The sequence below is a fragment of the Phaeobacter sp. JH20_08 genome (assembly GCF_048056635.1).
Taxonomy (GTDB): Bacteria; Pseudomonadota; Alphaproteobacteria; order Rhodobacterales; family Rhodobacteraceae; genus Phaeobacter; species Phaeobacter bryozoorum.
Window position 1 is genome coordinate 181,209 of record NZ_JAYMVV010000012.1, and the last position, 13,467, is coordinate 194,675.

The 13,467-nt window shown below is 53.0% G+C and carries 11 protein-coding genes; 2 read left to right on the forward strand and 9 right to left on the reverse strand.

Translation table 11 applies throughout. From position 1 onward, the window contains the following. Window positions 1–69 precede the first annotated feature (69 nt). The 9 genes from VWY75_RS14160 to VWY75_RS14200 all read right to left on the reverse strand — a co-directional run bounded on the left by VWY75_RS14160 (window position 70) and on the right by VWY75_RS14200 (window position 11,251). Window positions 70–2,367: a VapE domain-containing protein gene (locus tag VWY75_RS14160; RefSeq protein ID WP_416538476.1), complete on the reverse strand. Its 2,298-nt coding sequence runs from the start codon at window positions 2,365–2,367 to the stop codon at window positions 70–72. Next, window positions 2,357–2,563: a helix-turn-helix transcriptional regulator gene (locus tag VWY75_RS14165; protein ID WP_416538477.1), complete on the reverse strand. Its 207-nt coding sequence runs from the start codon at window positions 2,561–2,563 to the stop codon at window positions 2,357–2,359. The genes VWY75_RS14160 and VWY75_RS14165 overlap by 11 nt, the downstream gene beginning before the upstream one ends. 424 nt (window positions 2,564–2,987) lie before the next feature. Further along, window positions 2,988–4,154: a tyrosine-type recombinase/integrase gene (locus VWY75_RS14170; RefSeq protein ID WP_416538478.1), complete on the reverse strand. Its 1,167-nt coding sequence runs from the start codon at window positions 4,152–4,154 to the stop codon at window positions 2,988–2,990. Between the two features lie 171 nt (window positions 4,155–4,325). Next, complete coding sequence (locus VWY75_RS14175) at window positions 4,326–5,096, reverse strand: hypothetical protein (protein WP_416538479.1); 771 nt, start codon at window positions 5,094–5,096, stop codon at window positions 4,326–4,328. 25 nt (window positions 5,097–5,121) lie between these two features. Continuing rightward, window positions 5,122–5,736 (reverse strand): DUF2026 family protein, encoded by a 615-nt coding sequence (locus VWY75_RS14180; RefSeq protein ID WP_416538480.1) that lies wholly within the window; start codon window positions 5,734–5,736, stop codon window positions 5,122–5,124. Window positions 5,737–5,748: 12 nt separating this feature from the next. Beyond that, complete coding sequence (locus VWY75_RS14185) at window positions 5,749–7,065, reverse strand: hypothetical protein (protein WP_416538481.1); 1,317 nt, start codon at window positions 7,063–7,065, stop codon at window positions 5,749–5,751. Further along, window positions 7,052–8,104, reverse strand: coding sequence for a hypothetical protein (locus tag VWY75_RS14190; RefSeq protein WP_416538482.1), 1,053 nt, complete (start codon window positions 8,102–8,104; stop codon window positions 7,052–7,054). The genes VWY75_RS14185 and VWY75_RS14190 overlap by 14 nt, the downstream gene beginning before the upstream one ends. Before the next feature lie 211 nt (window positions 8,105–8,315). Then, a complete protein-coding gene (locus VWY75_RS14195; protein WP_416538483.1) occupies window positions 8,316–9,875 on the reverse strand; it encodes an argonaute/piwi family protein in 1,560 nt (519 codons plus the stop codon). Continuing rightward, window positions 9,872–11,251, reverse strand: coding sequence for a toll/interleukin-1 receptor domain-containing protein (locus VWY75_RS14200; protein ID WP_416538484.1), 1,380 nt, complete (start codon window positions 11,249–11,251; stop codon window positions 9,872–9,874). The genes VWY75_RS14195 and VWY75_RS14200 overlap by 4 nt, the downstream gene beginning before the upstream one ends. Before the next feature lie 622 nt (window positions 11,252–11,873). On the opposite strand from VWY75_RS14200, the gene VWY75_RS14205 reads away from it, so the two are divergent. Continuing rightward, complete coding sequence (locus tag VWY75_RS14205; RefSeq protein WP_416538485.1) at window positions 11,874–12,488, forward strand: ribonuclease D; 615 nt, start codon at window positions 11,874–11,876, stop codon at window positions 12,486–12,488. Then, on the forward strand, window positions 12,485–13,456 hold the full coding sequence (locus VWY75_RS14210; RefSeq protein WP_416538486.1) for a KpsF/GutQ family sugar-phosphate isomerase: 972 nt from the start codon (window positions 12,485–12,487) through the stop codon (window positions 13,454–13,456). Before VWY75_RS14205 ends, VWY75_RS14210 begins: the two co-directional genes overlap by 4 nt. Window positions 13,457–13,467 lie beyond the last annotated feature (11 nt).

Here is a 13,467-nt window from a genome sequence, read left to right on the forward strand (position 1 = left end):
CGTAGCGCCCCGCCGGGTATTGCAGGCCAGTTTGGGCCTTATGTTACGTTACAGGTTGCGCTGGGCGGCTCAAAACGGCGGTTCACCGTCACTCCGCGTATCAACAGGCATGATCACGACCACACCACTGTCCATGCGCTGTGCGATGAATTCAGCCTTGCGCTCATCCTTGTCGCCGCGCGCGAACCCTTTGCGCTGGCGTTTTTCACGCCGACCCAGGTCGTGTAACCGATGGGTGCCATAATCCCAGCCCATCTTGGCCATGATCGAATTGATACGCTCAGCATCCATAGGCAACATACGTGCTGTGTCGAGCCCCAGGAGCAGCTTAATGCTGTCCATCGACACCCGTCCCTCGGTTTCGCTGAAGGCGGCGCTTAAGACGTCCTCAAAAGCATCTTCCACCATGCGCTGCCCCTGCAAGACGGAAGCTGCATCCCACAAACGTTGCGACAAGGTAATCGACTCGCCTTTGGCCTCCCGCACGACCGCTTCTGCCCAAAGTTGATCGACTTCAACCGTAAAGTGTTCAAGGTCAATTTGACCAACAGTCACCGGCCAGATTCTACGATTACCCGTGCGGTCGCGTAGGTAGGCGCGCTCGTTTGTCGTACCTAAGATTATGCAGTGACGACGAAACTCCGTGGCATTGCGCGCGTAGGCAGGCCGGAACATGTCGACAGCAGTGCTCAGGAACTTTTTCAAGCTCTGGCTCGTCGTCTTGTTCATGCCGTCCAACTCCTGACACTCGACAACCCACGCGCGCGTCATCATCTCGGCCTTGGTCTTGTCGTCGCTCTTGAGGTCGAGGCTGCCACAGAACCACTCATCGCGTATTGCAAGGCGCTGGGCGATTTGGGATTTGCCCGCCCCTTGCGCGCCTTCGAGTACCAGCATCGTGTCGAACTTGACGCCCGGTTGTTTGATGCGACGCACGCCGGCGATTAGAAGTTTGCTGCCAAATTCGGCGTTCAACTCATTGTCTTCCGCGCCGCAGTATTCGGCCAACCATTTGTCGATACGAGGCGTACCGTCCCACACCAACCCGCCAAGATAGTCTTTCACAGGGTGGTACTGTTGCTCGTGAGCGATGGCCAGCAACTCACGCTTGATGTAGGCGGGTGCTGCGAAGAAGTCTAAATCACGCAGGAACGCACTAGACAGTATTTCCACGATATCGTTCAGGTCACGCCCATCAAGGCCGTAGCCGCGAAACTCGTCCGTTTGCGTGAACGTGTTGCGCTGGGCATCGACACCCAACACCGCCAGCGCGAACCGAATGTTTTGCGGAAAATTCTTGCGGGGACGGCCATCATCGTCACGGATCGGCCAGTCGCCGGTACGTACCTCGATCGCAGCCATCGCCCGCACCACTTGGCGGTGCGCGTAGGCGAGCGGGCTGGGATTTTCCAGCACATGGGCGCTGATGCCGACATCCGGGGACACTATGATCGAAAGGACATGCCCCGGCTGCACTCCCTTGCCAAGCATCCAGATCACGGCGGCAAAAACCAGTTCCGAACGGGATGCGTAGGTCTTACCGGGGGGATTGTTCCCGGTCATGATCGCTTCGGCCCATTCCGGCTCCGGCGGCAGCACTTCATAGAGATGATCGGGGAGCGGGAGCGGTTCGATCTCGACCACATGAGCGGCCAATGCCGAATTCTTCCCGGTGGGTTTGGGTGCCTCTTTGGGCAGCTTCACGCGAAAGTCAGCCACCGAGTAGGTGCGGGGCGGCTTGGTCAGGTCCATCGGTTCGAAATGCCATGCTAGAGCGGGTTCGCGACCAGCCGCACGCTTTCTGTCATCGAGCCAGTTCATCGTCCAAGGCAGGCGAAGCAGGCGGTCGGCGTTGTGCGTCCCTGGCCCGCCCTGAAGGACAACCAACAAGGCTTTATTGAGTTCCTCGGCCTTATCGATGCTCAACGGCTCGTCCAGTTTCCACACTGCCTGACCGCCACCACCCGTAAACGAGATCGCAGTAGGCAGCGGAATACCCTTCGGACGCTTCTTGTCGTCGAGGAGGATGTCCATCACGTAGTCTGCTACTTCGTTTTCGTCGCCAGGATAGTCTTTGTAGTCCAGATCGACATGCAGGAAGCGCACAGCGGTAAGGTTTTCTTTCTTGCGTGTGCCTTCCAAAAACTCGGCATTCGGCAGGAAATACATGTTGCGCTGGGTGTCATCCGAGTTGCCAGACGCAACGAAGGCCACGGCTTTCTCGTGTTCCAAAAGTCCGAAGACCTGTGCCTTCGGAGTCGCCTTGCCTTTGTTCGCCATCGACTCAAGATAGAAAGAGGCCTCCGGGTTCAGCCAGCGGAGGAATTCAATGGCACGGATCGGGTTAGGTTTCAGATTATGCGCCATGAGTGAATTCCTCACAGCTGCGAGCTTCCAACCATGCGTCAATAACGGCGCGGCGATAGAATACGCGCGCACCGATTTTCAGATAGGCAGGGCTCTTTTTGTGGGAACGGCGTTTCTCGAAGAAAGACGCGCTCATATGAGTGTATTCGGCGACCTGTTCAGTAGTCAGCAGGTCGAGTTTTTTGGATTCAGCCATAGTAATCTCCAAGCTGAAACAATCCGGCTGCAGAGACAGCGGGATGTTTGCATGAAGACTACGGCGCGGGGTTTCCGTTCCTTTAAGGGATCACCACACGTTAACTGATCCCACCGTCCTACTACCGGCCTTTCACCGGCCCTGCGTTTGTCGTTGACGCGCTTGGGGCATATTTCTTGTAGGCAGAGGTCTAATATCAAAATTCCAGCCGTATTCAATCGCATAGTTTTGCCCGTGCAAGCCCGTCCGGAACAATCAAACGTGGTCTAATGCGCGCGCGCGAGGCAACATCTCGAAGATCAGTGGTTAAACACTTAGGCGCGTTCGTATTGCAGCGAACCGGACTCGTGGATTCGATCTGAACCGGTAGTCGGTGGCAAGCTCTCACCCTGAGAGCCGTCGATGGGGTGGGGTCACCCGAGGGTTAGTCGCGCGGCTCTTTCAGTTCAAGGATGCGCTTGGCCACCAGTTCGACCGGCTCCCGCAGGCGCTCGGCATTGACTACGATATAGCCACCGGTCACGTCGCCGTTGGTGCGGTGGTTTAGCAGACGCTTGAGCGCGTAGTAGGGGACGTCGAGGCTTTCCGCGATGGTGATGAAGGTGCGCCGCAGGTCGTGCAGAGTGAAGCTGACGCCAGACCCAGCCGACACGCGCAGAAGGAACTTTTTGGTTTCGACCAGATGACCAGTGCGTCCCGGGCCGGGGAACACCCAAGGGGAGCCCCGGTTCACCTCGCGCCGTTGGGCCAGCAGTTCGGCCAGAAACTCCGACAGCGGGAGGGTCAGCGGGTCACCGTTCTTGGTGGTCGGCAAGTGAAGGGTCTTGGCCGAGAGGTCCACGTTCTCCCAGCGCAGTTGCATCACTTCGCTGCGGCGCATGCCTGTGAAGAGGGCAGTCAGCAGGAAATCCCGCGAGTAATCGGGTTCGGCCATAACCGCCTTCCACCATGCGGGCAGATCGACAGCAGTCACAACGGTCTGGCGGCGACGTTCCTTAAACCACGCCCGCGCTTGGGTCAGGATTACTACTGGATTGTTCGGAAAGTCATCCTGCGTTGCAGAAGTGAAGTTATACACCGCTCGAAAGTGCCGCATTACGTTGTTGGCCGTGGTCTTTCCATGCTTATTGCCAATATCCTGATGCTTCTTAAGAACCATCTGGCGGGTGATTTCCTTCATCTCCTTCTTGCGCCACGCCTTGAGGTACAGTTGCTCCGACCGGCGGTAGTTGCTGACCGTGTTGGGGGACAGCGTCTTTCGGGCTTCGAAGAAACGGTTGAAAGCCATTTCCACGGTGACACGTTCCTGCTTCTCTTTGCGTTTCTCGGCATTGGGGTCACGCCCTTCGGCCATCTCGCCCAGAATGACCAACGCCTTCTTGCGGGCGATCTCGGGAGCGAATACGTCGGCCCGGCCAATCGTGACCCGCCGCGTGCGCCGGTTCACCTGCCCTTCGGCAAAGAACACCTTGGAGTTGGCCCCGACCCGTAGCCCAAAGCCCGACAGCATGGTGTCGCGGTAGAAAACCTGTCCGTTCTTGGGATGTGGAACTTCATCGACTGTGCGGCGAGTAAGTCGTAGACTTGGCATTGTGACCCTCCTTCTGGCCACAAGTCATTATAAGCACATCCAAGGAAAAAGCTCGACTTTTCATCGAGTTATGAGGTTCGGTAGTGCTGCGTCTGGCAAAATGAAAGGTTATCCAAGCCTATGGCGATGACCGGAAGAGAAGGCAGAGCCAATGTTCACAGCTAATCGTCCCTAAGAACTGCGTTTGTAGGATTTCCTGCGCTCGACAAAGGCAACATCTCCTTCGTTTCGCACATTGACCAAGGCTGACGGAATCCAGATACGTTTGCCGTTTGCAAGAACTCGTTCATGGGCTCGGCGTAAATGTGGGATGGGACTCGCATGAGTTCCACCTTTGTTGGACGATTTCGAAGTCGAGCCGAGGGCTGTAAAATACTCGCGACCATCCACATCATAGTGCCCGGGTATGACACTCTTTCCTTTGCGTGCACGCTTCGCATTCACAATGGTAGGTGCTCGCCTTAGGTCAATGCTGCATCCCCGAGTGTTGAGCATGGCAATTGCGGGCGGATACAGCGATCCAGCAACACGATCCTCACTATCTTCATCCCGATTTTGAACCGTCACCGTTGTGCCATTCGCAGTGTGGTGAAAAACAAACTGGTTTGTGAAACGCAAGCCCTTCGGTGTGGCCAAATAATCTTTGACCACAACCGAGCCACCGGCTTGTGGAAAGACCAATCCGACAACCGGAATCGGTGTTTTGTTCCCATCTTGTTTATGGGTCGAAATCTCATAGACGAAAGCCCAAGGATGTAGATCAAAGGGTTGGCCAACATGGTCCTTTAAGCCTTCAATCACATCAGTAACCCGACCATGTAGGTGATCTTCATTCTCGAAAACACCAAAAGCAAATATTCGCCCTTCCTCGATGATCCCTCGGGGAGCCATGCCGCGACTAGCAAGGCCAGAAATCCTCTCAAGGACGCGCTGTAATTTCATGCCAAAGCCCCAACCTAGCAGTGCGTCACCAGTTTGACCTGAGCGAAACAGCTTTGAGCGCGACCGGGCGCATTTTTCCATTCTGATCCACAGTGGCAGCGGACGTTCGTATTCTTCTTGGTGTTTTCTTGAACCATTGCGAACACAGTTTGGCCAAGTCTTGAATGCCAAGATGTTCGACAATCGGGATCAAAACTGATTCAGACAATTCTGGACTATGCGTGAGGAAAAAGTCACCAGCTTTGGTCATTTCGTTCGGGTGTTCGGCCATGTCTGACGCTCGTTTTTGAAACATCCTTGGACGTGCCGTAAACTCGGTTTTCTTGAGTTCTCCAAATTTTGGGGCCATGAAGTCGAGCAACCAACCGTCAGCCTCGACCCAGCAATGGAAGCCCTCTTGTGTGCTGGTGACACCCAACGGGGTTTCCTCGCCGAAGCAGAGAACCTGATGGTCGCCGCCCAAATGGTATGTTGCCAAGCCGCAACGAACCTTCGCGTTTATTCCGAAGTGATCGACTAAAATATTTGCACCAAAAAGACTGTAGTGAATGCATGCATGTGCGGGATCACCCTCTTCGCTTTCCACTACCGCCGAAACGATCTGATGTATTCTCTCGTAGTCTCTTAGTTTGATGAGCATTGGCCTCCTCACTCATTGTCTTAGGAGCGACGTGGCATTTTTCATGATGACAGGTGTCTTCTTCGTATCGCCAGATACCGAAGCGGCTAACAACGCACCGAGCGGTTTACTGTTGGTACTTGGCGCTTCGATTTCAGAGTCTCCAAGCGTATTGATCCATCGCTCGGCACATTCCGAATTGGTAAGTTTCGAAAGAATAACCGAGTCTTGAGGTAACTGCTGCGTCAAATAGTAAGCCCATCGATCGGAAGTCATAGTGTTTAAAATCTGGTCTGCGTATTGCTGAGCATCCCAAGAGACCCCATAACGGTTACCCAGTTTTACCGCCAGCACGGCTGTCATCACACTGGCAAAGGCTGGCCCGGGAATCGAGGAACCCATCGCGGCCAACTCCCTCATAGGTTTGGGTTCATTGTAGAAGTTATTCATACCTTGATGAGCTGTGAGAACCGCATGGGCGGCTTTAGTAAAGCTGTTTGAGCGGAGGCTTTCGGGGACATAGTCAAACCCGCTTGTTGCGACCAGAACACTATGGAGCGTCTTTATTGCAGCACTCTTACCGTCGTTAAATAGCTCCGAATAGGCTTGCCCCACCTGCCATTTTTCAGGCCCTTTTAGTTCTGGCCAAACTAATGGCACTATAGATGCGGTATTCCTACTACCATTTTCGAGAGCCGCACCCTTCGCAGATTTCAGGATATTCAAAAGAATACTGACACATGTTTTTTTGAAAAAATAGGGAGAGGATAGCAACTGAAGCACTTCGGGTGCGTCGCTGCTTAGTGTTGTTGAACTAAGTTTTTCTCGGAAATCGATGAAGCTTTGGGCGGCCTCAACTTTTTCGAGACCTAAGACTGATTGCACACAAACTTTAATGCAACCAAGGGCCTCTTCCTGCAACATGTCAGCGCCATCATCGTTTGCATCGAACGACCCGGCGAAATGACTAACAACGTCGGCAGAAACAAGAAGCCGCATTCGCTGCGTTTTGTTTATGGCTCCAAGTTCAAATGCGAGATCAATAGCCTCAAAATCTGAGACAGCTTGAGACGGATCAGAGTCAGCATCGATATCGGGCCTTTGCAGGAGCTCGCCGATAAAGTCCATTCCCATTGAGGCCAAGTTCATTTTTAACAAGGCCATTGACTTCGTCCAGACGTAGCTGCTGGCCATCTCATAATTCTCAAGTTCGAAGTTTGAGATAATCTGCTTTTGCTCTTTTGGCCGAAGATTTATTGCCTTCCCAATAATCACACTGGGCTCGAGCACCTTGTCCAACGAGACGAGGTTTTCAACCGGTTGCCATGGAACAACATTAGACTGGCTCATTGGAAACCTCCTTGTACTCTGTCGTGCCGTCTTGGGACCTGAAAAGCGCTGATTTTAGTTCATTCGATTTTAGCGAGGTCACGCCAGCAAATGCTCGCCTCCGAGCACCTCCGACTACTTGCTGTGCTTCCCCGTTGTCCCCCGCTTCGTAGAATACTCTGTAAGAAATTATTTTTCCTTCCGGGGAAAACGTGATCATTCCATCGCAAGACAGAAATCCATTTAGTAGGTCTTCAGCCCGTTGAAGCTCAAGAAGCGATTCCGCATCGTTGGATTTGCAGAAAGCTTCAAAAAGGCAGAACAAATCAATTTTCTCATCTAACGAAATACAATCATCAATACAGGCGGATTTTTCATGAACATCATCTGATGCGCACAATAAGATCGTTCCGTGGCAATCAGTTAGCTCCCTTGTCAGAAGCCTAGTTAGGTATTTCTTGAATCCTTCTGTATCAGCATCGATCTCAGAAATTACATCATCAATGAATCTGGATATTTCTGCACCAGAGTCGTCATCTTCCCGGACAGTCGACATCAAAATGGACACCGAGTTGCCCTTAGAGCCTAACACTTGAATGGTTGTTGGGGATGACTTTTTAATTAGAGCTGCAAACTGAGTTTCATCTAGGGTAAGGGCTTCCTCAATCCCTATTGCCGTTGGAGAGCGCAGAAAGGAGAAAACACCGTAGTCCAGATTTTCACCTTGGCCGCAGCGCTCAACAAAGATTAGACTGCTTTCTCCTGTTAATGGTGCACAGTCCTTTAGAATTCTCTTAGCCGCTTCTTCACTAGAGGCGCAGTCGCCGATCACTAAGCGCGAAAAGCCCGGAAGCTTTTTGGAGAACGCAACAATATCGTCAGCAAATACAATCGAAGGGCTAAGCTCAACACCTTCTTCTTTGTAATTCCACAGCTTTCCAATAATTCCAGAAATAACCTTATTTGAATACGCGCAGTCTTTACCTTCGCGCTCAAGGAACTCAGCCAGCTCGCCGCGCGTGGACACGCGCAAACTGACGGTCTTCTGCTCCACTGCCAAAATCGATCTCCATGCCGCTATGAGGGGATTGTATGTTCTTCTTCTTCGCAATCCTAGATGCTGATCATCAAAAATTTAGCTTCTTTACAATTGCTTAGGCCTTCTTTTCAGAACTCAATTCAATTCCGACCGATCTCCCCTATGGGGAACGATTCGGGCGGCGTGGATTTGTTCTTCACCGGTTCGAATCCATTCCGAAACCCTTGGTTGCTCAGATATAGAACTTGAAGGGCTGCCTCTCCGCGTCTTGAGCGCTGCCCATCACTAGAACATCACCGACCTTATCTGCGAAACGGATCGTGACGGGTAGACCATCGTTGTAGTTTGCAGCATTGTAGTTGATCTTGGTCAGATTCATGATGTCCTGAAGAACTGTTTCAATTTTTGGTGGATCACCTGTCGACTTCAATACCGTTACTGAAATCGGGTTGGGTGTTTCTGGCCCCATGTACGTATCGATACGCGGAACATAACCCGAAGTCCAAAGAAAGGCGTCGCTTTCCCCTAAGACTATCGCAGTGCCCCGAATACAAGGATAGTCGCCTTCCCGAAAGAGCTTGACTTCTCCATGCGTTGGTCGAATTCGAACAGCGACGATGTTTGTTCCATCAGGTGCCGCCTCGGAGAACGCCTCCCACTCCTCCGCGCTAAATTTGGTCTTCCCGTGAATGAACAGCTCTTTTGGGTTTGAGCCGAACTTGTCTCGATAGGTAGCAAGAACCGAGTTTATCAGACCTTTCGCTGCGTCTTGTGAAAGGTGAAACTCCTTGTCTTCCGTCATCCAAGGTCCATTTGCCCCACGAAACACCACGCCATCCCCTTCACTTAGGAACATCTGAGCCGCACAACATGCGTGACTATCCCGATGGTTCGGCAACAGTTTGAATACCAGCCCAATATAGCAGACCCCCTCTCTCATACCTGCGATTTTCCATGGAGGTGAGGCTTGACTCTTGTAGTAAATTGCCGTTGCCAAGTTCCACGAAATCGTTGCAGCATCTTGAACGCCGCGGATTGGATTTCCGGCGCGATTAAGGAATTTGCTAGGTGTTAACGTCGTTTCTCGGACCAGTTGGCAAACCTCTCCGATAGTTAAGAGTTTTGCTTTGACTTGACGATGAAAGTCGGGAATATCATCAAAGATATCCTCACCTGTCATTGTGGGATCCCCGGCAAATAGAGGCAGATCCTCACGTTTCTTTTGACGCTTGCTGAATTCACCAGGAACCAGACTTGCAGATGCACGACGCTTGATAGCTTCGGGCCTACATCGTTCGTGAACAATCTCTGGAAGCACCATAAGCCAAACATCGACAGTTTCCTCCTCCTCGCGCTGGTGCCGGACAATAATGTCAACGAACAAATCTGCGGTTTTCGCAACGGCTTCATGACCGTTTTCAATTGAAGACGCTTCGTCAATTTCATCAAGCGTAAGCGTGTACTCGGTCAGCGATTCAATATCGACTTTGATACTGAGCGCTTCAGCAAGACCGGGAAATTCGGACAAGTGAAGCCGAACGTCTTTGTCACGTTCTGTGCGCGCCGGAACGGCCACGCCCTTCATTAACCGGGATAACCAGTCTTTAAAGTCAGAGATGCCGTTGGAGGTACCGATGACGCCAAGCTTCACCTCCTTTCGCGACAGCCTCCCCTCAGGACCGTAGAGGAATAGGCCATCTTTGGGGTGGTCCAAGACCTGCCCCAAGCCGAATTCCAGCTCTGGTTCTTTGACATGAATGACTTGTAGGGATGTTTCCGGAAAATCAATCACGCGTCATCCTCCGGAAAAAAGCCGTCGATTGTCGAAAGATCATTCTCTTCGCCATCCTCACCGAGCTTGTTTCTTTGACGCGCCGAAACAGGAGATGTGGCCTGGATTGGCATTGCATCAAGCACAATGAACTGTCCCATACCAACCGGGAGGGACACATAGGGGCTTTCACCGGCCAACAACTCCATGAATGCCATTAACCGTCCATGCCAAGCTTTGTTTCGCCATGTACTACAAATTGAACGGCGAAGGCGATGCTGAACCTTGGCGTCCTCAATCGCAGCAGCCTTCTCCTTCCCGTTCGCTTCTGAAAACAAAACTCGCGCCTTCAGGCGAAAATGCGGGAATGGGAAGAAACTTGGTTGCGCGCTTACGCCGTACTCCCATACCTTTTTTCGCGCGACATTACGTAACATTGAGTTTCGCCGTTTTCCTTGCCGCCCCCAAGAAATGCGCTGTGAGATTTGAGCTCTTTCATCGCCAACAATGAAAGCTAAACCATTTGCAAAACCAGTTTTTGTGAATCGCTGTCTTCCAAGGTGCAACTCCCATGCTTGACGGAACAAATTCATAAGAGCCTTCTTCGCTTCACTAGGTTCAACTCCTTGTTCAGGCCAACCCACATCACGAAAATCCAAAAATCCCACAGATCCAACTATTTCAAACGATCCTGTTCTCGGGAACGACTGCTCAAAATCAAATGAGCCTGCAAAAGTCAGATAGCCATCTCCAAATGGAACAACAGGAAAATCGGAGTTGTTAGCAATAGCCTCTTTAGTTTGCTTTCCAACGCTGCCGACAGGAGCGACAAAGTTGACGCGGTCAGGGGCGCTCATTACTCGCAACCAGTTCGATGTGAGGATTTCAGGGCGAGCTTGGAGAGACACACTCTTCCTGCGTTGATAGTTCGCCCAGTTTAGCTTCACATTAGGAGTGTGGAGCTTGGGGATGTCTTCCTCTTCCAGAAAGGCGAGTAGTTGCGTAAGCCCTTCTGCCCAACCTCGTTCGAAGTCTATGTATTGAAGCCCACCAATTCCAAACAGCTTTTTGTAGCGTTCCATTTTCAATGGAATGATGAAATTGGGGTCAGATAAGCTCTTTGACAAGTCTTTGGCGATCTCAATTTCCTCAATGACGCCTTCGCGGTTAAGGGTTGTATCGCTACAGCAAAGCAACATTTTTACGGCTTCGTCTTGAAGCGTTTTGGTAATCTTTAGTCGCCACCCATCACCCGGTCTGAGTTTCAAGATATCAGCAAAGACTTCATAACCCTCCGCTTCCAATCGAGGTGCAAGCCAGAGCGCAAATGCATCGTCGCCGGGCGTCGCTTTCGAGATGAAGACTATTTTTCGGGTTGCGTTTTGCTCGTTGCTCATAGCGTTATGCTAATGGTTGTCGACCACAATTTATAGAGGTGTAAAAGCCTTTACCCACAACAAAATGGTGGGGCTACGAAGCATACTGATCGCTGAATGTCTTTGGACAGGTCGACTTTCCATTGCACAGAAGAGGGCGCAGCTTGCATCGGTGCTGCGGCTGTTGGTTTTAGTAGGGTGCCAATTTTGGCGCTAGTAGGGGATTAGTAGGGTGCGTGCGTCAAACAACCGGAAACTCTCTGCGGCTGTATCCAAAGGATTGCTCCGAATTAGTCAAGCAATCGTAGGGAGTTATGCGACTGGTGGCGACTTGGTCCGGCCACATGCAACGACTCGACGCCAAAATTCGTAATGATGGGGTCGGGGGTTCGAGTCCCTTCAGCGGCACCATACCACCACCGGCAAAAGATCATCGCGGCAGGATCGTCCGACTTAATATCGGTGGCCGATCTATAGCCGCGATCAATCAAAAGACCGCAGATATCTGCCAGACCCCCTGTTGCATTGGACCTGCTCCACGCCAAAGCGGAGCCAATTGCCGGTGCCAGAGTTGAGTTTGCCTGCCGAAACCCCTATCTCGGGGCCAAACCCGTTGTACCTGCCAGACAAAGGATCGCGTCTCTTGGCCAATCACCTTTACCAGAACGACCTGCCCGACGGGCTTGATCTCGGGCCAGTCGTTGCGATCGACTGCGAGACGATGGGTCTCAACCCGCATCGGGACCGGCTTTGCGTTATTCAGATGTCAGGCGGTGACGGCAACGCGCATATCGTGCAGGTCTCAAAGGGGCAGTCCGAAGCCCCCAATCTCTGCCGGATGCTCAAGGATCCCAACGTGCTGAAACTGTTCCATTTCGGCCGCTTTGATATTGCGGCCATGTATCACGCGTTTGGAGTGCTGGCGGCACCGGTGTATTGCACCAAGATTGCCAGCCGCCTGGTCCGCACTTACACGGATCGCCACGGGTTGAAGAACCTGACTCAGGACCTGATCGGTGTCGATATTTCCAAGCAACAGCAGATGAGCGACTGGGGGGCGCCGCAACTGACCGATGCGCAGCTCGACTATGCCGCGTCCGATGTCCTGTATCTGCACCGGCTGCGCGCGGCGCTGGACAAGCGTCTGGATCGGGAAGGTCGCAGCGAAATGGCGCAGGCCTGTTTCGATTTTCTGCCGATGCGTGCCAAGCTGGATCTCGCCGGCTGGCCCGAAACCGATATCTTTGCACACTCATGAGCAGCGCAGAGACATTCCTCGCCACCGCGCGACAGGTGATCACCGACGAAGCCCGTGCTCTGGATGCGCTGGCGGACAGTCTGGATGCACGCTTTGCCGAGGCCGTAGACCTCGTGCTTCAGGCCGAAGGGCGGATCATCGTCAGCGGTATCGGTAAATCCGGTCATATCGGGCACAAGATCGCCGCGACCCTGGCGTCTACCGGGACGCCCGCTTATTTCGTCCACCCCGCCGAAGCCAGCCACGGCGACCTCGGCATGCTGTCCAAAGGTGATGTGGTGCTGGCGATTTCCAACTCTGGTGAAGCGCCTGAGCTGGCAAATCTGCTTTCGTTCACGCGTCGCTTTGGCATCCCGCTGATCGGACTGTCCAGCCGGATGGACAGCACCCTGATGAAAGAGGCCGATGTGCATCTGCAAATCCCCGCCATGGGCGAGGCTTGCGGTTTTGGCATGGTGCCCTCGATTTCGACGACGCTCACTCTGGCGATGGGCGATGCGCTGGCCATCGCCCTGATGAAGCACAGGGATTTCCGACCCGAAAATTTCCGCGCCTTCCACCCCGGTGGCAAGCTGGGCGCACGGCTGTCGAAGGTTGACGACCTGATGCACGACGGGGCGGCCTTGCCGCTGGTCAGCACCGAAACCCCAATGCCCGACGCGCTGATCGAAATCAGCCAGAAAGGATTTGGCGTTGCTGGTGTCACTGATGCGGGCGGTGTGCTGCAGGGCATCATAACCGATGGCGATTTGCGGCGGCATATGGACGGGCTGCTGGAAAAATCCGCCGCCGATGTCATGACTCACAACCCGACCACCATTGCTCCCGGCTCGCTTGCGGAAGAAGCCGTCGCAATCATGAATGACCGCAAGATTACCTGCCTGTTTGTCGTCGATCCCGATGCAGAGACGGCAAAGGCTGTCGGACTGCTGCATATCCACGATTGCCTGCGCGTCGGGCTTGGCTGAGGGGGGGACGG

Bases quoted from the DNA above. Each gene is read 5' to 3' on its own strand.
- VWY75_RS14160 (WP_416538476.1), bottom strand. From the start codon at position 2,367: ATGGCGCATAATCTGAAACCTAACCCGATCCGTGCCATTGAATTCCTC.
- VWY75_RS14165 (WP_416538477.1), bottom strand. From the start codon at position 2,563: ATGGCTGAATCCAAAAAACTCGACCTGCTGACTACTGAACAGGTCGCC.
- VWY75_RS14170 (WP_416538478.1), bottom strand. From the start codon at position 4,154: ATGCCAAGTCTACGACTTACTCGCCGCACAGTCGATGAAGTTCCACAT.
- VWY75_RS14175 (WP_416538479.1), bottom strand. From the start codon at position 5,096: ATGAAATTACAGCGCGTCCTTGAGAGGATTTCTGGCCTTGCTAGTCGC.
- VWY75_RS14180 (WP_416538480.1), bottom strand. From the start codon at position 5,736: ATGCTCATCAAACTAAGAGACTACGAGAGAATACATCAGATCGTTTCG.
- VWY75_RS14185 (WP_416538481.1), bottom strand. From the start codon at position 7,065: ATGAGCCAGTCTAATGTTGTTCCATGGCAACCGGTTGAAAACCTCGTC.
- VWY75_RS14200 (WP_416538484.1), bottom strand. From the start codon at position 11,251: ATGAGCAACGAGCAAAACGCAACCCGAAAAATAGTCTTCATCTCGAAA.
- VWY75_RS14210 (WP_416538486.1), top strand. From the start codon at position 12,485: ATGAGCAGCGCAGAGACATTCCTCGCCACCGCGCGACAGGTGATCACC.